Source organism: Staphylococcus sp. GDY8P126P (genome assembly GCF_017891965.1).
Taxonomy (GTDB): Bacteria; Bacillota; Bacilli; order Staphylococcales; family Staphylococcaceae; genus Staphylococcus; species Staphylococcus saprophyticus.
In genome coordinates this window covers 14,276-36,913 of record NZ_JAESKG010000001.1, presented here as the reverse complement: position 1 = coordinate 36,913, position 22,638 = coordinate 14,276, and the positions used below count along the sequence as shown (strand labels likewise).

Genomic DNA, 22,638 nt, shown 5'->3' with positions numbered 1-22,638 from the left:
TAATCTATGGCTATAATCAGACAAAAATACGAAGGCCAACTCGATGATTTAATGAAAGATCTGCGTCGGCTTGGTCTTCATGTATATCATAATATTGAATTTGCATTAATGTCGTTAAGTGAAGAAGATAGAAACTATGCAAGAGAATCTATTGCAAAAGATAAAAATATTAATGAACTTGAAACTGAAATTAATGAAAAAGTTATTATGCTGATTACTAAACAGCAACCAATTGCTACTGATTTAAGATTGATGATGGCAGCATTAAAAATTGCTTCTGATTTTGAACGTATAGGAGATAACGCTGCTAATATTGCTGAAATTAGATTAAGAGCAAAGATTATAGATAAATATGTGCTAACAAGGCTCAACACAATGGGTAAATTAGCATTGTTAATGTTAAAAGATTTAAATGATGCGGTTAGAAACAATGATATCACACTTATTAAAGAAATCATTGAACGCGATGAGGATATTGATGATCTATATAAAAATATTGTTAACACTACCTATCTCATTGATAATGATCCTTTTGTTGCCGGACAAGCGCATCTAGCAGCACGTCATTTAGAACGCATCGGAGATCACATTACGAATATTGCTGAAAATATATATTTCTTTATTACTGGTAATCGTTACGAATCTTACAATAAATAACAAAGAAAAGCGCAGTGAGTGTGAAATTGATTTTCTACTCACTGCGCTTTTCTTTTATTGTTCTGCTTCAATTTCGTCTGTCAGCATTTCTAATTCGTCAACAAGCTTGCCAATATAACCAATGGTTGATTTCAATGGCGCATCTGTTCGAATATCAATACCTGCAATGTCAGCTAATTCAACTGGTGATTTACTGCCACCAGCTTTTAATGTTTCTAACCATGCATCGACGGCAGGTTGGCCTTCAGTTTGAATACGTTGTGACATAACTGTACCAATAGTTAATCCTGCAGAATAAGTATAAGAATATAACCCTATATAATAGTGTGGTTGTCTCATCCAAGTCAATTCTGTACCTTCAGTTAATTTCACACTATCTCCAAAAAATTGACTATAAACATCTAACATAATTTGATTTAACACAGGTGCTGTTAACGACTCACCATTGTCGACTTTTGTGTAAACTTCTCTTTGATAGGCTGCTTCTAGTAAATGTGTAACCATATTATGATAATACGTTCTAGAAATAATTGAACCAATTACCCAACGTTTAAACTTCGGATCATCACTATTTTTAAATAAATAGTTAGACATCAACATCTCATTCATTGTAGAAGGTGCTTCAACAAAATACATTGATGCTTCTGATTCCAAATAATTTTGGTGTTTTTGCGCTAATGTAAAATGGCCAGCATGACCCAACTCATGCGCTAAGACAAATGTTTCAGTCATTTTACCTGTCCAAGAAATAAATACATAAGAATGTGAAGCATAAGGACTTGCACAATAAGCGCCTGTATCTTTACCTTTGTTTTGTGCAAAATCAATCCATCTTTCTTCATATGCAGCTTCGACCATCTTCAAATAATCTTGTCCAAGTACATCTAATGCACCATAGATATATTGTTTTGAGTCCTCTATGGAAATCTCTGGCTCATAATTTGGATCAATAGATACTTTTAAATCTTCAAAGCCCATAACATCAAGACCGTGCACGCGTTTGATTAACTTAGCATATTTTTGCATAATAGGCGCTAAATCACTCATAATTACATCAATTTGTCGATCAAACATATCACGTGTAACTTCTTGGTCTTGTAATAAGTAATCAATAACCGACTCGTAGCCCCTTAAATCAGCTTCAATTTTTTCTTGTTGAACTTGTAAATTATAAGTTGCTGCTGTTGTATGCTGATATTTACGTAGCGCATCACTAAAATATTTAAAGCTTGTTTCTCTAAAACCTCTATCCGGATTATCTTCGTATTCATTTTCAAATGTTGCATAATCTAAAGGATAATTTTGATTATTGTGCTCAAATGATTCAAAGTCAATATCTAGCATTTTAGTTGTTCCATATAAATCAAAAGCACCGTCAAAAGTAGGGGATAAACTAGCTAAAACTTTTTCAACTTCTGGAGATAATTTATATGCTTTTTTAGCTTTAATTTTTGTTAAAAAATGTGGATATTGTGATGTTTTAATTAATTCATCTAATGTCGTATCTGAAAGTTCGATAATCTCTGAAACAACAAATGATAATTCACTTGCTATCTTTCCATAGGAAGTTGAAAATTTAGCACTCAATGTTTGTGCTTGTTCATTAGCCGTATCGACACTTAAATTCAATTCGGCGTAATTTGCCATTCTATCCAATTGAATTAATATATCAGAATATGCATTGAGTGCAACTTCAATCATTTCAGCATGATTCAAACGTTCTGTATATTGTTTATTAAATGCTTTGGCTGCTTCTAAAGTTTCATCTAACACTTGATAAAATGCTTCATCAGAACTAAATAATTCAGTAATATCCCAAGTTTCGTCTTTAGGGACATCACTTCTAAACTGTAATGTTCCAGTCATTTAATCACTCCTTCACATAATTTAGGTTTCATATTGATTATACATGAAAGACGATAACAAAGCACAATTGCAAGTTTAATTATCATTGAAACAGGGAAGGTAATTAGATGAAATGTATGGAATCTTTTGTCTTTAAAACAAAAGATTAGTACATACTACTATAGTCCGAATAAGATTGTGGTAAATTGTAGTATAATCTTAATCATTAAGTTAAAATTATAAACAAAAGATATGTAAGGAGTGCAACACATGACAATATTTGATATGCCTAATTATTTATGGATTTCAGTAGTTGCTGTGATATTAGTAACTATTTTCTGTAATCTAGCTTTAAATAAATGGTTTGTCCCAGCTGTATTAACAATCGTCGTATTAGGAATAGCTGCTTTCTTGATTCCTAATTTTGAAGATATTACATATGAACCATTATTAGGATTTGCGGCATTTATGGCTGTAATCAGTTTAATTATTAGTTTCTTAATTTGGTATTTCACACGCAATTGGAGACGAAGCCGTCGCGAGAAAAAAGCGAAAAAAGAAATTCGTAAACGTGGTGGTATTCCTAAAGATGAAATTGAGAACTATCGAGAAAAAAGATAGATATAATAAAAGCCATTGTAGTGGGTTACATTACAATGCCTTTTATTATTGCCACTAAATAGGATAGTGGGGAAGATTATTTAAATGCTTTCTGTATTTGTTCAAGTTGGTCGATGGTTAATTTGATACCACCTTCACCGAAAAACCAACTGTTTGCTTCAAATAATGTAACGTCATTATTTTTAATTGCCTTTGAATTTTTTATAACATCATTCTGTAACGCTTGCGGCATACTTTCACTTTTTACATTTCCATGTTTAGTTCGATCAATGACAAATAATTTGTCTGGATTCATTTCATTTAAATATTCATTTGAAATAAGTATACCACTTGAGTTCGGTTTCATTTTTTTATCAGCATGTTTAATGCCTAAATCTTCATTTAAAAAACCACCGAATCTACCAGTAGTACCATAGGTTTTTATACCTTTATCATCTACATTTAGAAATAATACAGATTCATTTTCAATTCTTTTTTTAGTTTCAGCAACCTTATCATCCAGTTCTGTAATTAATGCCTTTGTTTCTTTTTGCTTGTCAAAAATTTTACCTATATTTTCAGTATTTTTCTTAATTGAAGCTATGTAATCATCGTTTTGAGGACTAATAAAAACAATTTTAGCATTTGGTACAGCTTTTTTCATTTCTTCTAAAGTTTTAGTATGTGCTTGCCTGAAAGAAGCAAAAACAACATCTGGTTTAGATTTTGCTAATTTATCGTAATTAGGTTGACCTGGGTTGCCAATATTGTTGTATTGGCTGCTTTTAAATGCTTTTAGGCTGTCTGGTAAAAATGAAGCACCTTGACCCTTAGCAATAGCAACGATATGGTCTTGCAATTTTAATTGTTGCATCACATCTAACACACCGTAATCCATTACTGCAACGCGTTTAGGATTAACCGGAACCTCTACAACTTCATGCTTAATTTCGCCTTTATTATGATCTTGATTTTTATCTTTAAACTCATAAGAAGTTTCAATTTTAACTGTTTCTTTAGATGCTTTATTACTTTGGGTATGACTACAAGCACCTAAAAATAAAAAACAAAGGGCGGTTAATGCAATACATATAAACTTATTCATATACAATCTCTCCTTTAATATAAAAGTTAATTATATATTAATTGAAAATCATTATCAATTAGAGATTTTAGAAATACTAAATGATTGTGTGAAGTTCATAGCAATTTCGAATTAACATACCAATGCAATGATTAAGTCTAATGATTAAGTCTACAGGAAATAACACATATGAGATTATCAATATACGTATAATTATCATATTAAAGAAAGTCAACGAGCAATAATGATTTAGCAAATTATAATCAAGCTAAAACAATGTGAAGCATATGTAATGTATTCATATTAGCATAGAAATTATATAGATAGTACAAGCATGTACTAAGAAAAAGGGTTCCGAAATTGGAAAATATCTCAATATACATAACTTCCTATAATATATATTATGTAAACTAAAATACAGAAAATATTTTTACTGGAAAATTATTATGCTTTCATAGCATTTAACCTTAACTTAGTAACTATAATGAATTACCTGATTTTTATACTTAATTGTTCTGTTTAATGTTACGTATGATACACATGGTTTTAAATTTGATTCTCACTTAAGTTATCTATTTGTAAATCATTTCTTTGTTATAGATAATTTCAACACTTATTGTTATGACTACAAATGGCCATTTCATTTTAAGTTACTTATTTGCAATCACATGAACAAAGTACCCACAATATCATTTTAAAATGCTCAGAAATGCAAATCTCAGCGCCTATGTTTAACGCTTACTAAAATAATTACTAAATAAGATATCCAATCGCTATCACAATCTCAGTAATCCTTAAATAAATGGTTTTTATTAAGTTCAAACTACATTATAGGTTTACATAATATAAATATGATAATCTTAAAATCTTTTAGTGTTCCTTTTCTTTTTTTGGGTATATACTGTTTAGAGAATATTTTAGGAGTGAAATTTATGCAACGATCTTCAGGTATTAAATGGTCAAGTTTGATCATTGGTGTTATTTTCTTAGTTATTGGCGTATTTATCGTTAGTTTTCCAGAAGAAAACTTATTTGCTATAACTTGGTTAATTGGTCTTTTATTTATTATTAATGGTTTTATAGAAATTTTCATCCGTCGTATAATGAAAAAAGCGACACAAAGGGGCTCCAAATTACTGATTATACTTGGTATAATTAATATAATCATCGGTTTGTTAATCCTATTTAATGTCGTAACGAGTACAACCTTTATTATTTATTTATTTGCTATTTGGTTTATTATTAATGCTATTTTCAATATATTCACCGTAACACCAGCTGAAAAGTCGAATAAAGCTTTCCATACTTTTTCAATTTTACTAAATGTAATTGAAATTGTTTTTGGTATTATTTTATTATTCAACCCGTTAATCGCTGCGGTAATTATTGCTATATTTATGTGTATTGTATTCTTTATCATAGGTATCACATATATTATTGATGCTTTGAATTAATTTAATATAGCAAATGAAATTTTATATTTTAACTAGGGCGCTTAATCATAAAAATCAAAAACCATAAAAACCATGTTGTGATTTGTCGAATTACAACATGGTTTTTTTAACCTATTTTATTACTTACACCGAGTAAATATATATATTTTTTATATTTACTTTTTTAAATCATTATGCTATTGTTATATTGATATTATATAATTTTATGCTATACTAAAAAATGTGGCTAACAACTAGAATCAACCTCATAGAATATGCCACATACTAGATTACCGTTATATTGGAAAGCCATCCTTTTATAACGAATCCTAAACAAAAGAAAGCATACTGATATACGCTTACAACCAGTATGCTTTCTTTTTAATATTATTTTTTAATTTTCTTTCTAACATTATTCAACGTATTAAATAACCAATATTTCGATTTCTTAATTGGTTTATAGAAATCACCAATCAATTCCTCAATTTGTACGTTAAAGCCTCGTTTAAAGCGATATACACCGTAATCTTCGCTATTTTCAGTAAAGTCACCTGATAGACCATAGAAATTATAACGACCATAGCCATGATCAAAGCAATAATTCATCATATACCAGTGCATCATATAGGGTCCCATATATTGATTATATTTTTCTGATGAACCACCTGAGAAATAATTCACTTCATATGCATTTGCAAAATAAACACCCGCGGCTAAGTTTAAAACAGCACCGTCAGTTAGTCTTAACTCACTCGCATGAAGTAATTCTTTTTTATCATGTTCAATCTGTTTGTCTAGCTCTGCAATTTTCTTCAATTGCTTATCAGATTTATTCTCATTTTGCATCATTTTATCGCGGCGTGATTCTTTTTCATTAATGCTTTCTTGAGTATGATTAATATATTCATCCAAATCAATGTATGCCAATGGGATTAATGCTTTATCACCGTAATTGTCTATAAAGTTATAAAAGTATTCATCCGTTTTAGAAACAAAACCAGTACGTTCTTCTGTTTCACGATACAATTCTAAGAAAATATCAAATTCATCTCTTGTTAGTAACCTTACCTTCACGCCAAAATTAATTGCCTTGTTTATATTACGTTTTCTTTGGCTATCAAATTGTTTTTTTAATGAAGCTGGTGTTTCACCATCAAGGTTTAATACGCCCATCCATCTAACTTGGCTAGATGTATCATACGATGTTGTAAATCCGTGATGTATATAACGATGAGATTTGAATAAATTAACGAGTGCATCATTCTTATCATGATTAGGTGATGGATTAATATCCTTATCATATATTTGATAAATCCAATATGGATCCATTTTGACATATAAACAATTATGCTGTTGCAAATAAGTGTCTAATTCACGTAAATAGAAATCTACTAACCCCAAATCATTATAATCCATAACTGGACCGCGATTTGAATAATAAACATAGCTTCCCATTGTAGGAATTTTAGAGAAAAGACTAGCAGCAATAACTTGATTATCGTCATCTTTTAAGCCTAATAATACAACTTGAAATCCATCTTCTTCCCTTGTCGCAATATTTTCTTTCACTTGAAAATAATGACTCTCTAATGCTGGATTCTGTACAAAATTGTCATATTCTTTGACAGTTAACTCTGTAAATTTCATTCTAGCTTAGTTCCCTTCTATTTATGTTTATTTCTTTTTATCCTTAATTTTTTTCAATGTCGTATAAATTTTGTACATTGGCTTATTAATCGGTTTAATAAAATCACCAACATATTCTACTACATCTGCATTAAAACCTTTTTTAAATTTAACAACACCTGCATCTTCTGCATCTTCAGTAAAATGACCACTAATACCATAAAAATTATATCTATCTATATTATGATCTATAGCATAATTAATCATCTTCCATTGTATTGCATAACTACCAGCAAAATGTCTAAATTCATTAGATGTACCACCTGCATAGTAAACGACTTCATAAGGATTAATAATAAAGTAAGCTGCAGAAATCGGTAATTCGTTACCATGCTTTTCTTGTAACGCAGTGGCTTCATCTATTTTTTGTTGGTTTGCAATCAGTTGTTGTTCTAAATTTTCTTTTTTATTATACGCTTTTTTATTTTCTGGTCTTTTTTCTATATCCTTAACTGCTTTATTTATATCTTTACTTAATACTTCGCGTTCAGCCTTTAATTCTGTTATATATTCATCAAAATCCATATAAGCTAATGGGACAAGCACACGATCTTTATAATACCTTAACCTATTATAATAAAAATCGTCATCTCTATCGTCAAAATCCTTTGTTTCAGAAGTATCTTCCATGAATGAGCGGAATATTGGCAACTCATCTTCACCTAAAAATCTTACTTTCACACCATTTTTCTGTACTTTTTTAGTATTTCGTTTACGTAAACTATCCATACCATTAAGTACGTCTTTAGCAGTTTTTCCAGCTAAATCTAAAACAGAATGGAATCTTATTTGAAGTATTGGGTCAAAGCCAGTTAAAAAACCTTCATGCTTATAACCGAGTTGTTTCATTTTATCAAAAATCCAATCGTGACCCGCATTTGCTAATACTTCACCATCATGATTACGATATTGATAAGCAAGATAAGGATCTACTCGTAAATATAAGGCATTATGTTTTTTTACATATTTTGCTAATTCGTTAAAGAAGTAATGCACGAGTTCTTTATTTTCAAAATCTATGACTGGGCCTCTATTGGAATAAAAATACTTGAAGAATTTCATAACAGGCACAGCTGTAAGTAAACATGCTGCAATTACTTCATTATCATTATTCTTAATTCCTACTAGGTGTGTTTCTGTACTTTCTGCAATTTTCAATTCATAATTTCCAACCATTTGCGTAAAATGACTATTCGGCATTTTATCCGTAAATGCACCGAACTCTTTTGCAGTTAAATTCGTAAATTTCATTTTTTATATACTCCTATTTATCTATAGTTCTATTTTCGAGTTTAATTCTCAATCTAGATTATTATACAATATTCATTTATAAAACTAAATCATTAGCCTGTACATAATCTTTCTAATGCAATGATTACACTGCGTTTTATGTATTATTTAATTATATCACTACTTTTATTTTAACAAAGCGTAAGCATTTATTCATATTTAACATGTTAGATTTATAATTTAATTATGAATAACTTTTGGTTTTATTACCTTAATTATATATTTACTGTCATCTTCACTTAATTTATTTGTAAATACATGATAAAACCGGAGAACTTATCTCGTTCTCCGGTTTTATATTATTTCAAGAAAAAGTTTCTAATTATAAAGCATCTCTGATTGCTTTACCTATTGCTACACTTGATTGTGGATTTTGACCAGTGATAAATTGGGCATCAGATTCAATATGCTCTGTAAAATCATCTTTTGTCACAAACTTAGCACCTTGATTTTCCAATTCCGTTTGAGTTAAAAATGGAACTTTGTCTTCCAAGCCCATCGTACGTTCTTCATTATCTGTAAATGATGTTAATGTAACACCTTTAACTAAGAAATTGCCTTGTTTATCTTTGGCACCCACAAATGCACTTGGTCCGTGACATACTGAAGAAATAATTTTCTTTTCTTCTTTAAAGTCTGCAAGGATATCTGCTAATTGTTGGTTATGTGCAAAATCAAATACGGTACCATGTCCACCAGGTAAATAGACTGCATCGTACTGTGATACATCAATATTTTCAATACTTGGTACTTGTTTTAACTTTTCAACAAAATTAGCATACTGATTTAATTCATCATTTTGTGTAGAATTTGGATCTAATGGAATTTCTCCACCTTCAATCGACACGATATCCACATCAATACCTGCTTCTGTTAATATATTATAAGGTTCGCTCGCCTCTTCTAACCATAGTCCAGTTGGCGTGCCATCATCATATTGACTTCTACTCGTAATTATGAATAATACTTTTTTACTCAAATTAAGTCACCTCTTTTAAAAATAAAGGTATGAACGATAAATAATACCAACGATACTATTTATCTAACTCTTCCTCTGATATCATATTACCCTTATTTTTAATGCATACACATAAAAATATATGACAATCTTTGCTTAATTCAAGACATTTCTTATTGTTTTTAAATACTCAATGGTAGTTTGTTTATCGTCATTTTCAAAGCGTTTTACTATTTCACTACCTATCACTACGCCATCTGAAGCTTCAATAATATCTTTTACATGTGCTGCTGTTCTTATACCAAATCCAGCTACTACAGGAACTTCAGTATGTGCTTTTATATCTTTAATTCTATTTTTTAGCTCTGGATGAAATTTACCATCTTCGCCTGTAGTCGCATTCATCGTTACAGTATAAATAAATCCTTCTGCATCCTTAGCTATTTGATGACTTCTAGTATTTGAAGTTGTCATAGCAATTAATGAAATAATATTTGTTTTTCGTTCTGGATGACGCGCTTTAAGTTGTTGCACCAACTCATGAGGCAAATCAGGTATGATCAAACCATACACACCTGCTTCTTCACAAGCATTCAAAAATGCTGATTCACCATAATGATTTATGATATTGTAATATGTCATTAACACATACTTACTTTGAATCTCATCTTGATTTTCTGTAAGTTGATCGAAAATATATTGTATATTAACGCCTTCTTGAATTGCTTTATTACCAGCATTCATGATTACCGGCCCATCAGCAACAGGGTCTGAAAATGGAACACCCACTTCAACTATATCTGCACCTGCTTCACTTAGTGTTTTTACATTTTCAATAAAGTCTCTGTTGCCCATAACATAAGGTACAAATAATTTATGCATGCGTGTCACCCTCCTGTTTCATATAATTTCTGATCGTTTCCATATCTTTATCACCGCGGCCTGATACTGTAACCACAAGTATTTCATCGTTACGCATCGTAGGTGCCAATGTTTCTACATAACTTAAGGCATGTGCACTTTCGATAGCTGGTATGATACCTTCCGCTTTAGTAAATCGCACTAAAGCATCCATCGCTTGTTTGTCACTTGCAGTAGCATATTTCACTCTTCCAATGTCATGATAATATGAATGCTCTGGACCAACGCCAGGATAATCCAATCCTGCAGATATTGAGTGTGCTAATTGTATTTGACCATCATCATCTTGAATTAAATACATTTTTGTACCATGTAACACGCCTTCTTTACCTTTATTTATAGCAAGCGCGTGTTTATCTGAATCTATTCCGTCGCCCGCTGCCTCAACACCGTAAAGCTTAACATCATCCTTTACAAATGGATAAAACGTCCCGATGGCATTAGAACCACCGCCTACACATGCGACAATAGCATCTGGTAATTGACCTTCTTTTTCATGAACTTGTGCTTTAATTTCTTGACCAATAATTTTTTGAAAGTCTCTTACAATAGTAGGAAAAGGATCAGGTCCCAGTGCAGAGCCTAGCAAATAATGCCTATCATCAACATGGCTTACCCAGTACTGTAATGCTTTATTGACTGCATCAGATAATGTGCCTTGTCCTTCAGTGACTGATTCCACTTTTGCGCCTAATAGTTCCATTCTAAACACGTTTAATGATTGTCTTTTGATATCTTCTTCACCCATAAACACAACGAGTTCCATATCAAATAAGGCAGCTACAGTTGCACTAGCAACACCATGTTGCCCCGCTCCAGTTTCGGCTACTAATTTATTTTTTCCCATGCGTTTAGCTAACAGTGCTTGACCAAGTGCATTATTAATTTTATGTGCACCCGTATGGTTTAAATCCTCACGTTTCAAATAGATTTTTGCACCACCAAGTAATTCCGAATAAGACTTAGCATATGTTAGCGGTGTTTCACGACCTACGTAATCTTTTAAGTAATCATCAAGTTCTATCTGAAATTGAGGATCATTTTTAGCGTCCTGATAAGCTTGTTTCAATTCTTGTATTGCGGGCATTAATGTTTCTGGTACATATTGTCCACCATAATTACCGAAAAAACCAAATGCATCTGCTTCTGTTTGTATATTTTCAATCATAGTTTATTGAGCTCCTTTTAAAAGTTTTATAATTTCTAACATTTTATTTAAGTCTTTTTTATGATTCGTTTCTATGCCACTTGCAATATCATAACCAGTATGATGAAGTGATAAGTTTTCTATCTTTTGTATATTTTCATAATTAATGCCACCTGCAATTAAATAATCAACATCATGTATGGTATCTAAAATTTTCCAATCATACGTTTTGCCAGTACCACCATAGGATTGTGATGGTGTATCAATAATAAATTGGTCAACTGAATGCTTGTAATCATCTATTGATGTTAATAATGTTTGTTGATTTACTGCAGGTAATGCTTTAATAATTTTTAAGTTACTATTTTGTTGTCTAATATATTGCACCGTACTTATAGGTTCGTTTCCATGAAGTTGTATTGTTGTAATACCTGTATGATTAATTATGCTATCTATTGTAGCGCGTTCAGGATTTACTAGAATAATCACTTTTTCCTTATCATTTGGTATAATATCTGTAAATTGTTTAATCGTTTGAATATCAACAAATCGCTTACTCTCAGTAAAATGTATAAAGCCCATAGCGTCGATATTCAATGCTTTTGCCTTTTCAACATCTTCTAACGTACGAAATCCACAAAATTTTATTTTCACTTTGTCACCTTAGTTAATTTCAAGCCTGGTAAAAATTGACTTAAATCTTCACATTTCATTAACGATTCACCTATTAACAGACCATCAATACCTGACTCAACCACATTCGCTACATCCTGTGCATCCCGAATCCCACTTTCCGAAATATAATGGTAGCCCTCTTTTTTGTTTTCTAATATTTCATTTGTATGCAACACATCTGTGACAAATCGTTTCAAATCTCTATTGTTTACACCAATAAGTTGCGGGCTTAATTTGTAAGCGCGTTCCAATTCTTCTTTATCATGTACTTCTACTAGTACTTCTAAATTTAGTGATGTCGCATATTGATATAAATCTTTCATTTGTTGATCTGTTAATACATTAACGATTAACAATATGATTGATGCTCCGGCTTTTTTTGCTACATCAATTTGAATTTTATCGACAACAAAGTCCTTACATAGTACCGGTAAAGTCGTTTGTAATGTTAAATCTTGCAATCTTTCATAGCTACCTCCAAAGTAATGCTCATCTGTGAGAATTGAGACTGCATTTGCACCGTTAGCTTCGTAATCCTTAACTTGTTGTGCTAAATCTCTATTTGGTAATTGATCTAATGTTGGACTTTTAGATTTAATCTCTGCGATTAATGCTAATTGGTTAGACTCATCTAATTGCGACTTAAACGAAGATTTATGCGTAATGTCTACCTCATTTAATGTCTTTAATTTCTCTTCATAGTAACCTTCTTTTATTAAATTTCTTTTATAATCCACGATTTCATCCAATATAGTCATATGTCATTCCTCCCATTTTGTTGTATTGTGCAATAGCATTGCCATTATCAATTAAGCGTTGTGCTTCAATTACACCTTGTTTAATAGAACTGACCTTCTCAGCAACATATAAAGCGATACCCGCATTAAACACCACTACATCACGTTTTGCGCTTCGATCAACACCCGTCAAAATATTTTTGGTAATCTCTAAATTTTCAAGTGGTGTACCACCAATGAGCGCTTCATTTGGTGCATGCGCTAAACCAACGTCCTTTGGATTTACAGTATAATTTTTAGTAGCTTCGTTTTCATTTACTTCGTATATCATATTATCACCAGAAAGCGTTGCTTCATCCATGCCATTGGCTCCATAGACAACGATTGCTTTTTTACGGCCTAAATCTTTAAGTGTTTGAGCAATCTTTTCTAATTTTGATGTTTCATATACACCCATCACTTGATAATCTAATTTAAATGGATTAATAATCGGACCAGTTATATTAAAAATTGTTGGGTTAGTCATCATTTTTCTAATAGGTTGAATGCTTTTCATAATCGGGTACGTATCTGTTGCACTCAAGAAAGCTAAACCAACTTGATTCAATTGACTTGGTGTTGCTTCAACAGAACTTGTATTTATACCCATTGCCTCTAGCAAATCTGTACTACCTGATGATGAGGTAACACTCTTATTGCCATGTTTAATCACAGGGATATTTGCGCTAGCAATTACAAATGAAACTGTCGTTGAAATATTAAAGCTATTTGATTTATCTCCCCCTGTACCACAAACACACATACCATTCGGATAATAAGGCTGCTGTCGATACATAGAATGAATCAAACTTTTTGAAATATATGTTAATTCTTCTTGAGTAATCTCTTTTTCTGAGAACGATGATAATAAATTTGCTTTTACTTCGTTTGATATATCATCAGCAATAAGTAGTTCTATAAATTCATTCATTTGTTGCTGATTTAATGGTTTATACTGTTTTAATTGTGCTTGTAGTTCCATTACTTTTGTCCTCCTTTACTATATTCAAAAAATTATTGATGATTTGTACACCATCCGCTGTTGCAAAAGATTCAGGATGATATTGAATTCCGAAGTGTAACAATTGACTATGTTCAAATGATTGAATACAATCTTTTGTTTCTGCTGTTATAATAAATGCTTCAGGTATTGTTTTTGAATTACTAATCAGTGAATGATACCTCATTATTTCAGAATATTCTGGAATATTTCTATACAACTTTGTATCTTTTATGATTCTCATTTGATCCGTTTTACCATGCATGATGAATTCACTTTGAATAACATCTCCACCGTGATAGCATGTTAATGCTTGAGCACCTAAACATACACCTAAGATTGGTTTATTTTCATAATGCTTTATAATTTTCATTAAATCTTCTTTATCTAATGGGTGCCCTGGCCCAGGTGATATGACTACACCATCTACATCTAAATGATAAATCTCCGAATCATCAGGATATTTCACTATCACTTCATTATTTTTGGCTATCATATCTACTAGGTTATAGGTAAATGAATCATAGTTATCAACGATTAATATCATGGTGACACCTCCAATAAACTCTTAGCTTTTAACTTTGTTTCTTCTAGTTCTTTTTCAGGTATTGAGTCATAGACAACGCCACATCCAGCTTCAACATTTACATGTGTTTCATCAATCATCATTGTACGTATTGCCAAGGCGAAATCTAAATCATGATTACAATTGATGTAGCCTATACCGCCACTATAGACACCTCGTTTTTGTGGTTGTGCTTCATAGATACGTTGAATGGCTCTTAGTTTTGGAGCACCCGACACTGTACCAGTAGGTAGTAAGCTCGCAATCACAGACATTGGAGAATAGTCTTGCTTAAGTTGTCCTGTTACTTCACTTACAATATGCATAACATGTTCATAACGCTCAATTGCCATTAACTTTTGTATCTTAGAAGTACCTCTTTCACTTACTCTGTGAATATCATTTCTTCCTAAATCAACTAACATGCGATGTTCACTTAATTCTTTGTGATCGTTTTTCAATTGTGTTTCGTTTGCATTGTCTTCTTCCAGAGTGCTTCCTCTTTTTATTGTTCCAGCAATAGGATTGGTCACTACTGTTTGACCTTGAACTTTTACAAAACTCTCAGGTGAACTGCCGACGACAATGCGTTCATCCATGTTCAAGTAGTACATATACGGACTTGGGTTTTGACGTTTTAAATTTTGATACAACTGATAAGATAATTGATGTAACTGTTGTCCAAAATTGTGTTCATAGCTGTATATGATAGATGGCACAACTTGGAACATATCACCTTGTTGTATAAGATGCTTCATTTTTTCTACTGTTGCTATAAATTGTTCCGTTGCCATATTAGATTTTATGTTTTTTTCTGTTACTTTTTGTTCATTTCGTAAAGGATAGATATTAATTCGTTGTAATTCTTCTACACGACGTTGCACACGTGCTTTCAATTGTTCATCACTTTGATTAGAAAATAAATTCGTTGCGATGACGTATAAATGTTCTTTGTAATGATCAAAAACATAAACATCTTCTACCATATATAATTTTGCGTCGTGTTGTGGGTGATCTGTTAATTCAATTTCTTTTAAAACAGGAAATGCATGTCTTACCAAATCAAAACTACACGAACCAACGAAACCTGAAATAAAAGGTAAATCTTCTAATATTGCATCCTCTATATTAGTTTTATATTGATCTATAAAAGCTTGCATTTTTTCATAAGGTTGATTCTGTTCTATCGTTTTGTTAGTAGCTGTTTGAATAGTCATTTCATCATTATCCAAAGTAATTGCTCCATAAGTGTCAAAAATCACTATAGAATAACGTCCTTTTAATTGTGATTGATCTGAGCTTTCTAAAATCATTTTATTTTTTCTTAATCTTGCTAATGCTTCTGGGGTAACTTCAGCATTTAACTTTTGATATTGTACTTTCATTTAACTTTCCTCCTTATAAAAAAACAGCGCCCTTAAACTATGTTAAGGACGCTGACGCGCGGTACCACCTAAAATTAGTAGATAAACAATTAATTTAAAATCATCTACTCGCTCTTTGTTTTATTCGTTTTAATCCAACAAAACCCAATTTCAGTATATGTGGGTGTTAGTTTGCATCAACCACTAACTTTCTGTAACTACCCTGCCATAACTTACTTCATTTTGTTTTCTAATTCAGTTCAAATTTAATATAAAAAAACACCACATTAACGCATACATACTGTAAGGACGCGTTACCGTGGTGCCACCTTAGTTAACAAATTCATTGTTCACTTTCATTGCTATTAATTTAGTACATTTAAAAGCCCAATTCACAATATATGCAGTGCTAATTTTCATCAACCATTAGCTTTCTTTTTGCTACATGACATATTTGCTACGTTATCTTTCAAATGGCAACTTTCGTTGCAAAAAGTAATTACCTAGAATCCTACTAGGATAAAATCAATTTGTCAATCATTAATTTCATTTTTATACTTTCCGTGCTATTGAAAAATACATCGATTATATTACAAAGCCATATTAGGTAAGCCTATTCTAGCTTGTCTTTATTATTTTGATATTTTTCATAATTATCTTTTGGAGCGACTTTTTTGATTAAATTTGCACCCATGGCAAATAAGAATAAAAAGATAATTGGATGATATTGAAATTTATGGTCAGCAAATGTTACATACATCGCATATAGTAAAACTAATATCCAAAATATCGTTAACAATAACGTTCTTAAACTCGGTTTTTTCATGATTTTATACTCCCATATTACATTTGATTGCTTTTTTTATAGTTAGTCGTTAATTCTATTTTAATGGTATATACATCGAGATGCCAACAGTTACCCTTAAATTGTTATAAACGGCTCATTATTATTAAAAAAGCTAATAAAGCAGCGTTTTCTTCAGTTTAAAAACCACCCTACGCGTTATTTAAATCATTTTGGCCATTGAAATTATCTTTCTTTAATAAGTAATATATAGACATCTTTGATTAGTACAATTTTATATTCCATAATCAAAGATGTCACTTCAATATCATCATATGTTTATTTTTGCTCTAGCAATCTATCCTTGAAATAATTTGAAAGTTTCTTAAGCGATGAAGGATCAGAATAGGTAGCCTCATTTTTAGGATAATAATATATATGATTATTTTTATAAGCTGGCTGATTTTTCCAAAGCGATGATTCTGTAAATTCATTGTTGATAGGGTTACCTTTTTCAGTCGGAATTAATATAAAATCAGCAGTATATTTGCTATATTGCTCATGTGGTATTGTTTTAAAGCCATCTTTATCAAGCATTCCCTTTACACCTTTTGGAAATGGTAATTGATATTCTTGATATATTATTGGCGTGCCTCTACCAAAATTTTCACCAAAAATTGAAAGTTGCTTAGGTTTGATTTCCATTACGGTAAAAGTTTTATTTGAGCCTATTTTATCTTTAATTACCTTTCCATCAGATTGAAGTTGTTTCTCCATATCTTTAATTTGTTTTTTAGCTTCATTTTCTTTATTTAGTATTTTCCCTATTGCAAGATGCATTTCTTTATATGAATAATCATTGTATTTTATTGGTATTGTAGGTGCGATTTTTTGATATTTTTTTATTTTAGTATTTACATCATAAGTCAAAATTAGGTCTGGCTTCAATTTTGCAACACCTTCAACATCTTCTGAACCTACACGTTTAGCACCTTTTTCATTGATATATTTTGATTTTGGAAAATCATTATTAACACCCACAGGTGTAACGCCTAAATCTTTAAAATTACCGAAATTTGAAGTTAAAACTACTATCCTTTTTGGGTGCTTTGGTATTTTAATACTCTTTCCTGATTGCGTTTTAAACGTTTTTGTTTCTTTATTCGAGTCTTTATTTTGACCACAAGCAGACAAAATAATTAATAAACTTAAAAATAAAACAATTAATCTTTTCATCCTATCATCCCTTTTAGTATATTTTTTCAATATCATTTTATTATGCAGTAATTGATATTGATTATCAATAAGATGTCTGAGTTTTCATTTAAATTTATTTATTGTTTAAGTTGTTCATTAACTTTGTTGAATTCACTTACTAGACTGTTATGATTTTTCAAACCAAAAAAAGAGCCATAAATGGCTCTTTTTTTAATATATCTATGTTTTTATGGCATCAAAGATTCTAATTCCATTAACATAGCTGGTACTTCATTTAAATTATAACCTATTTCTATAATTATATATACAAGAAGCAATACCTAAACCAACAAGTAAAATAGTCATCAAATAAATAGAATAATTGTCTGTTTGGATATACATCTTAAAAAATATGAAATGTAGCGCTGCTACTATGAAATACACAGGTATGAATTTTCTTGACCAAAGTAGTGACTGTTCCACTCAAATTCTCCTTTTCAACTAATAATTTTAAACAATTAGTATAAACATTTAGCTCTGTATAGCTGCTAGACAATAAGCCTGTAACAATGCTTGCGTTGCCTTTATAGAATCGATATGTGTCCGTTCTAATGCATGAGAGGATTCAATGCCTGCACCAAATAAACCATGCTTGATATCAGCACCCGCTTTTAATGCTGCAGAAGCATCAGAACTATAATATGGATAAATATCTACCTTGTACGGTATTTGATTTATCTTACATAATTCAACCAATTGCTCTCGTAACCCTTTATGATATGGACCAGATGCGTCTTTTGCACAAATAGAAACTGTGTATTCATCCGATGCTTGTCCATCTCCTAATGCTCCCATATCAAATGCTATAAATTCACTTATTTTTGGAGATATAGACGCATTAGCACCATAACCAATTTCTTCATTATTTGATATATAGAATTGAATCGTATGTGGTAAAGTTAAATTTTTATTTTTTATAGTCTTTAAAAATTCAATAATCATGGCTACGCTTGCTTTATCATCTAAATGGCGTGATTTAATAAAACCTGATGATGTAATCTGTGTTCTTGGATCAAAACTTATAAAATCGCCTACCTCTATACCTAAACTTTGAGTTTCTTCTTTGGTTGAGACTTTTTCATCTATTCTTACTTCCATATGTTCAATATCTCTCGAGATATCGTCATTATTGCGATATACATGTACACTTGTTTCATGTAAACAAATGGTTCCTGTATAGATTTGTCCTGACGAAGTTTCAATTTCACAATATTCCCCTTCTATTGCGTTATAACTAAACCCACCGATTAAATCTAGTGATAAACGACCATCCTCCTTAATTTCTTTGACCATAGCGCCAAGCGTATCCACATGTGCTGTAACACATTTTTGCGCTTCATCATTTTCACCTTTTGCTGTGATTAATAGCGCTCCTTTGTTAGTCACTTCTGTTGGGTAGCCTAATTGTTCTGCTTCACCTTTTACGTATTGAATGGCTTTTTCTGCGTACCCTGACGGACTATTTATTGCCGTCAATGCTTGAATTGTATTAAAAATTGATTCTGACATCTAATCCCCCTCCAAATATATTATATATATAGTCTAACGTTTAAATTTTAAAAATAATACCATTAATACTATATCCCTTTTAAAATACATAGTTGAATTTAAAAATTTATGTTACATTGCATACAACAACATTTTTAAATATTATTTTGAAATTCTAAATAATATGTATTAAATAATCATTATGCTTTAGGGGTGTATAAAACTTTATGAAAAATGACAAACTTTTAAAATTGGAAGTTAGATTAAGATATACGATATCTATAATCTTTTTTATTTTATATGTATTAAATATCTTTCTGACTTCAAGCTCAACAAAATATAACGTTTTCACTAGTATGATTGCAATAAGTTTTTTATTAATTTTAGGTTTATTAAGCCTTCTCAAATTCTTCGGCTCAGCATCAAATAAACTTAAACGAAAAATAATGACTCATGTTTATATTTATGTTTATACAAATATCCTATTGATGATTATAATACTATATTTTGATTTGCCTCATTTACTTGGAAATATTGGCACTATTTTTTTAGTTGTTTTAGTTAATTTTATTTTTATATCTGTATTAGAAAAAAGGTTAAATATAAATTCTAAATCTAAAAATATACAATAACATTTTAAAACCATATGCTAAATTGATGTTGCCAAACATACTTAAATTTTAATTATAAAGCTACTATTCTTTACATAGAGATGATGATAGTAGCTTTATTTTACTTTTAGAAACAGCTTTATGATTGCTTTTGTTATATGTACAGCTTGTTCGTTGTTAATAGCCTCTTTTTAAATCCACTTGATTTTCAAGTATTTCACCATGCTCTATATTTTTCAAAGTATGATAAAAACATGTGACAGCTTCATTCAAATCGGTTAATGCAGAAATATGAGGTGTGATAGTGATATCATTTCTTTGCCATAATTCAGAGTTTTTGTGTAATGGTTCTGACTCAAAAACATCTAATACCGCATGTCTGACGTTACCTTTGTTTAAAGCTGATTTTAAACTTTCTTGATCCACCACTTGTCCCCTACCAACATTGATAAAATAAGCTTGATCAAATGCTTCAAACATAGTTTGATTGAATAATTTTTCTGTTTTTGTTGTTAGTGGCAAAGTACTGATAATATAATCTGCTTGCTGAACTAATGTCTTAGCTTTATGGATAGGAAGCACTTTTTTAAAATAGGCTTTTGCTTTCCCACTATTAGAAATACCGTAGACAGTCATACCTAATAATGAAAATATCTTAGCAATGGTTTGTCCAGTTTCTCCAGTACCAAAAATAGTTATAGTTTGATCTCGCAATGCTTGTGGTGATTGTTTGAGCCAAATGTTTTCATCTTGCTGTTCTTCAAATAACTTATGATGTTGTAAATCAGCTAATATATAGCTCAAACAATATTCGCTCATTTTTTCTCCAAAATCACTAATTGTTCTTGTGAGTAAAGTTTGCGATGTTTGCCAGTCGTCTATAGCTAAATAGTTATTGATGCCTGCATTAAACGTATGCACCCATTTCACCTGTGATGGTTTAAATTGCTCACATGGCTCAAATCCCACATAAGCATCTGCCCAATCTAAATCTTCATTTGTAATTGATTCAACTGACTTAAAACTTAATTGGTAATTCTTTAAATCCTTTAAATATTTTTGGAAAATTGATTTATAGTCACCGGCTATTAAAATATGATTTATTTCCAATGCCTTCTCTCCTAATCCATGCTATGTTTATTTTAGTAAGCATAATATGTTTACTTTAGCATACCTTCTATAAAGTTATTCACTTTTACTTCTACTTTTAATTCATATTGCGAAATTGTATACGCTACTATACAATGTTACTATTCTGAAAATTTTGATAGAGGTGGTTTGTTAAATGAAACAAATTCTTTTCGTTGGCTTAGGCCTTATTGGCGGAAGCTTAGCGAGTAACTTAAGATATTATCATGATGATATCGAAATAACCGCCTTTGATGCGGATACTTCACAATTAGATAAAGCATTGTCTATTGGTATCATAGATTATCAATCAACTGACTATAAAACTAGTGTTGAAAATGCTGACATTATTATTTATGCAACACCGGTACAGCAGACTGTTAAATACTTACAAGATTTACCAAACTATCAACTAAAAAAACATGTAATTATTACAGATACTGGAAGTACAAAGTCAACGATTCAACAATATGAGCAGTTTCTTTTAAATCATGATATTCATTTGGTTGGTGGCCATCCTATGGCAGGAAGCCATAAATCTGGAGTATTAAATGCAAAAAAACATTTATTTGAAAATGCTTTTTATATTTTAGTTCATAATGAAACTGATAATGATGCTGCTTTTGAGGAAATACAGCACTTATTACAAACAACGAGTGCTAAATTTATTTCTACAACAGCGGAAGAACATGATTTTGTCACTGGTATTGTGAGTCACGTCCCTCATATCATTGCTTCAAGTCTCGTTCATTTGAATGCGCAACATGTCGAAGATTCTTCACTTGTTAAGACGCTTGCAGCTGGTGGTTTTAGAGATATTACTAGAATCGCAAGTAGTAATCCTATTATGTGGCGTGATATTACTATTGAAAATAAAAATACAATATTGCGCATTTTAAAAGAATGGAAAAATCAAATGTCTGATGTCATTAATATAATCGAACACAATAATCCTGATGAACTTTATGATTTTTTCAACGATGCTAAAGTTTATCGTGATCAGTTACCCCTTAAACAACAAGGTGCACTATCTGTGGAGTATGATCTATATGTAGACATTCCGGATAAACCGGGTATGATAAGCAAAGTTACAAATATCCTAAGTTTACATAATATTTCTATAAGCAACTTGAGAATATTAGAAGTTCGTGAAGATATTTATGGTGCACTTCGAGTTAGTTTTAAAAACCCACAAGATCGCAAAGATGGTGCAGATGCGCTTAGTGATTTTGATACTTATTTTGATTAATATATGAAATTTTATGAGTGGGACAGCGAAATCATTTTTGGTAAATTTGATTTTCGTTGTCCTACTTGTTTAATGGATGAAGCAGTATTTTTTAGATTTACCTGAGCTACCTTCCATGTA

22 protein-coding genes are annotated in these 22,638 nt (G+C 31.0%); 5 read left to right on the top strand and 17 right to left on the bottom strand.

Annotated elements, in window-relative coordinates; translation table 11 throughout:
• Window positions 1-6: 6 nt before the first annotated feature.
• On the top strand, window positions 7-657 hold the full coding sequence (phoU, locus tag KA893_RS00165) for a phosphate signaling complex protein PhoU (protein WP_002483334.1): 651 nt from the start codon (window positions 7-9) through the stop codon (window positions 655-657).
• A 54-nt stretch (window positions 658-711) separates the two neighbouring features.
• On the opposite strand, the gene pepF is transcribed toward phoU, so the two are convergent.
• Complete coding sequence (gene pepF / locus KA893_RS00160) at window positions 712-2,523, bottom strand: oligoendopeptidase F (protein WP_194375697.1); 1,812 nt, start codon at window positions 2,521-2,523, stop codon at window positions 712-714.
• A gap of 249 nt (window positions 2,524-2,772) precedes the next feature.
• Here pepF and KA893_RS00155 point away from each other — a divergent pair, with 249 nt between their 5' ends.
• Window positions 2,773-3,123 carry a membrane protein gene (locus KA893_RS00155; RefSeq protein WP_011303144.1) on the top strand — a complete coding sequence of 117 codons (351 nt, stop codon included), beginning with the start codon at window positions 2,773-2,775 and terminating at the stop codon, window positions 3,121-3,123.
• Between the two features lie 76 nt (window positions 3,124-3,199).
• Here the strand turns inward: KA893_RS00155 and KA893_RS00150 are convergent, their stop codons facing one another.
• Window positions 3,200-4,207, bottom strand: a complete 1,008-nt coding sequence (locus KA893_RS00150; protein WP_041080532.1) for a siderophore ABC transporter substrate-binding protein — start codon at window positions 4,205-4,207, stop codon at window positions 3,200-3,202.
• A 911-nt stretch (window positions 4,208-5,118) separates the two neighbouring features.
• On the opposite strand from KA893_RS00150, the gene KA893_RS00145 reads away from it, so the two are divergent.
• Window positions 5,119-5,640 carry an HdeD family acid-resistance protein gene (locus KA893_RS00145; protein ID WP_041080531.1) on the top strand — a complete coding sequence of 174 codons (522 nt, stop codon included), beginning with the start codon at window positions 5,119-5,121 and terminating at the stop codon, window positions 5,638-5,640.
• Between the two features lie 366 nt (window positions 5,641-6,006).
• Here the strand turns inward: KA893_RS00145 and KA893_RS00140 are convergent, their stop codons facing one another.
• From KA893_RS00140 to KA893_RS00080, 14 genes are all read right to left on the bottom strand, one after another.
• Entirely contained in the window at window positions 6,007-7,266 is a 1,260-nt protein-coding gene (locus KA893_RS00140) for an aminoacyltransferase (protein WP_041080529.1), read from the bottom strand.
• 27 nt (window positions 7,267-7,293) lie between these two features.
• Window positions 7,294-8,556 carry an aminoacyltransferase gene (locus tag KA893_RS00135; RefSeq protein WP_002483340.1) on the bottom strand — a complete coding sequence of 421 codons (1,263 nt, stop codon included), beginning with the start codon at window positions 8,554-8,556 and terminating at the stop codon, window positions 7,294-7,296.
• Between the two features lie 361 nt (window positions 8,557-8,917).
• The gene (locus KA893_RS00130; RefSeq protein ID WP_002483341.1) at window positions 8,918-9,574 is read right to left on the bottom strand and encodes a type 1 glutamine amidotransferase domain-containing protein; all 657 of its coding nucleotides are present in this window, start codon (window positions 9,572-9,574) and stop codon (window positions 8,918-8,920) included.
• Window positions 9,575-9,709: 135 nt separating this feature from the next.
• On the bottom strand, window positions 9,710-10,435 hold the full coding sequence (gene trpA / locus KA893_RS00125) for a tryptophan synthase subunit alpha (RefSeq protein ID WP_041080527.1): 726 nt from the start codon (window positions 10,433-10,435) through the stop codon (window positions 9,710-9,712).
• Window positions 10,428-11,642, bottom strand: a complete 1,215-nt coding sequence (trpB, locus tag KA893_RS00120) for a tryptophan synthase subunit beta (RefSeq protein WP_210125487.1) — start codon at window positions 11,640-11,642, stop codon at window positions 10,428-10,430. The genes trpA and trpB overlap by 8 nt, the downstream gene beginning before the upstream one ends.
• 3 nt (window positions 11,643-11,645) lie before the next feature.
• Window positions 11,646-12,275 carry a phosphoribosylanthranilate isomerase gene (locus KA893_RS00115; protein WP_002483344.1) on the bottom strand — a complete coding sequence of 210 codons (630 nt, stop codon included), beginning with the start codon at window positions 12,273-12,275 and terminating at the stop codon, window positions 11,646-11,648.
• Window positions 12,272-13,054, bottom strand: a complete 783-nt coding sequence (gene trpC, locus KA893_RS00110; RefSeq protein ID WP_194375696.1) for an indole-3-glycerol phosphate synthase TrpC — start codon at window positions 13,052-13,054, stop codon at window positions 12,272-12,274. Before trpC ends, KA893_RS00115 begins: the two co-directional genes overlap by 4 nt.
• Window positions 13,038-14,054 carry an anthranilate phosphoribosyltransferase gene (trpD, locus tag KA893_RS00105; protein WP_069838002.1) on the bottom strand — a complete coding sequence of 339 codons (1,017 nt, stop codon included), beginning with the start codon at window positions 14,052-14,054 and terminating at the stop codon, window positions 13,038-13,040. The genes trpC and trpD overlap by 17 nt, the downstream gene beginning before the upstream one ends.
• The gene (locus KA893_RS00100) at window positions 14,023-14,619 is read right to left on the bottom strand and encodes an anthranilate synthase component II (protein ID WP_041080522.1); all 597 of its coding nucleotides are present in this window, start codon (window positions 14,617-14,619) and stop codon (window positions 14,023-14,025) included. Before KA893_RS00100 ends, trpD begins: the two co-directional genes overlap by 32 nt.
• The gene (locus KA893_RS00095) at window positions 14,616-16,022 is read right to left on the bottom strand and encodes an anthranilate synthase component I (RefSeq protein ID WP_069825871.1); all 1,407 of its coding nucleotides are present in this window, start codon (window positions 16,020-16,022) and stop codon (window positions 14,616-14,618) included. Before KA893_RS00095 ends, KA893_RS00100 begins: the two co-directional genes overlap by 4 nt.
• A 592-nt stretch (window positions 16,023-16,614) precedes the next feature.
• Window positions 16,615-16,827, bottom strand: coding sequence for a hypothetical protein (locus tag KA893_RS00090; protein ID WP_069821973.1), 213 nt, complete (start codon window positions 16,825-16,827; stop codon window positions 16,615-16,617).
• Between the two features lie 297 nt (window positions 16,828-17,124).
• Window positions 17,125-18,021 carry an ABC transporter substrate-binding protein gene (locus KA893_RS00085; RefSeq protein WP_069821972.1) on the bottom strand — a complete coding sequence of 299 codons (897 nt, stop codon included), beginning with the start codon at window positions 18,019-18,021 and terminating at the stop codon, window positions 17,125-17,127.
• A 261-nt stretch (window positions 18,022-18,282) separates the two neighbouring features.
• On the bottom strand, window positions 18,283-18,465 hold the full coding sequence (locus tag KA893_RS13905) for a hypothetical protein (protein ID WP_075339762.1): 183 nt from the start codon (window positions 18,463-18,465) through the stop codon (window positions 18,283-18,285).
• A gap of 48 nt (window positions 18,466-18,513) precedes the next feature.
• Window positions 18,514-19,551, bottom strand: coding sequence for a M42 family metallopeptidase (locus KA893_RS00080; protein ID WP_069821971.1), 1,038 nt, complete (start codon window positions 19,549-19,551; stop codon window positions 18,514-18,516).
• A 206-nt stretch (window positions 19,552-19,757) separates the two neighbouring features.
• On the opposite strand from KA893_RS00080, the gene KA893_RS00075 reads away from it, so the two are divergent.
• Complete coding sequence (locus tag KA893_RS00075; RefSeq protein WP_069821970.1) at window positions 19,758-20,162, top strand: hypothetical protein; 405 nt, start codon at window positions 19,758-19,760, stop codon at window positions 20,160-20,162.
• A 156-nt stretch (window positions 20,163-20,318) separates the two neighbouring features.
• Here KA893_RS00075 and KA893_RS00070 read toward each other — a convergent pair whose 3' ends face one another.
• Window positions 20,319-21,251: a D-2-hydroxyacid dehydrogenase gene (locus tag KA893_RS00070; RefSeq protein WP_069838003.1), complete on the bottom strand. Its 933-nt coding sequence runs from the start codon at window positions 21,249-21,251 to the stop codon at window positions 20,319-20,321.
• A 175-nt stretch (window positions 21,252-21,426) separates the two neighbouring features.
• Here KA893_RS00070 and KA893_RS00065 point away from each other — a divergent pair, with 175 nt between their 5' ends.
• On the top strand, window positions 21,427-22,518 hold the full coding sequence (locus KA893_RS00065; protein ID WP_002483353.1) for a prephenate dehydrogenase: 1,092 nt from the start codon (window positions 21,427-21,429) through the stop codon (window positions 22,516-22,518).
• Window positions 22,519-22,638 lie beyond the last annotated feature (120 nt).

What these genes read in the sequence shown, in the direction of transcription:
- KA893_RS00095 (WP_069825871.1), bottom strand. Translation starts at nt 16,022, where the DNA reads ATGAAAGTACAATATCAAAAGTTAAATGCTGAAGTTACCCCAGAAGCA.
- KA893_RS00090 (WP_069821973.1), bottom strand. Translation starts at nt 16,827, where the DNA reads ATGAAAAAACCGAGTTTAAGAACGTTATTGTTAACGATATTTTGGATA.
- trpA (WP_041080527.1), bottom strand. Translation starts at nt 10,435, where the DNA reads ATGCATAAATTATTTGTACCTTATGTTATGGGCAACAGAGACTTTATT.
- KA893_RS00145 (WP_041080531.1), top strand. Translation starts at nt 5,119, where the DNA reads ATGCAACGATCTTCAGGTATTAAATGGTCAAGTTTGATCATTGGTGTT.
- KA893_RS00065 (WP_002483353.1), top strand. Translation starts at nt 21,427, where the DNA reads ATGAAACAAATTCTTTTCGTTGGCTTAGGCCTTATTGGCGGAAGCTTA.
- phoU (WP_002483334.1), top strand. Translation starts at nt 7, where the DNA reads ATGGCTATAATCAGACAAAAATACGAAGGCCAACTCGATGATTTAATG.
- pepF (WP_194375697.1), bottom strand. Translation starts at nt 2,523, where the DNA reads ATGACTGGAACATTACAGTTTAGAAGTGATGTCCCTAAAGACGAAACT.
- KA893_RS00085 (WP_069821972.1), bottom strand. Translation starts at nt 18,021, where the DNA reads ATGAAAAGATTAATTGTTTTATTTTTAAGTTTATTAATTATTTTGTCT.
- trpD (WP_069838002.1), bottom strand. Translation starts at nt 14,054, where the DNA reads ATGGAACTACAAGCACAATTAAAACAGTATAAACCATTAAATCAGCAA.
- KA893_RS00135 (WP_002483340.1), bottom strand. Translation starts at nt 8,556, where the DNA reads ATGAAATTTACGAATTTAACTGCAAAAGAGTTCGGTGCATTTACGGAT.
- KA893_RS00080 (WP_069821971.1), bottom strand. Translation starts at nt 19,551, where the DNA reads ATGTCAGAATCAATTTTTAATACAATTCAAGCATTGACGGCAATAAAT.
- KA893_RS00155 (WP_011303144.1), top strand. Translation starts at nt 2,773, where the DNA reads ATGACAATATTTGATATGCCTAATTATTTATGGATTTCAGTAGTTGCT.
- KA893_RS00140 (WP_041080529.1), bottom strand. Translation starts at nt 7,266, where the DNA reads ATGAAATTTACAGAGTTAACTGTCAAAGAATATGACAATTTTGTACAG.
- KA893_RS00150 (WP_041080532.1), bottom strand. Translation starts at nt 4,207, where the DNA reads ATGAATAAGTTTATATGTATTGCATTAACCGCCCTTTGTTTTTTATTT.
- trpC (WP_194375696.1), bottom strand. Translation starts at nt 13,054, where the DNA reads ATGACTATATTGGATGAAATCGTGGATTATAAAAGAAATTTAATAAAA.
- KA893_RS00075 (WP_069821970.1), top strand. Translation starts at nt 19,758, where the DNA reads ATGAAAAATGACAAACTTTTAAAATTGGAAGTTAGATTAAGATATACG.
- trpB (WP_210125487.1), bottom strand. Translation starts at nt 11,642, where the DNA reads ATGATTGAAAATATACAAACAGAAGCAGATGCATTTGGTTTTTTCGGT.
- KA893_RS00100 (WP_041080522.1), bottom strand. Translation starts at nt 14,619, where the DNA reads ATGATATTAATCGTTGATAACTATGATTCATTTACCTATAACCTAGTA.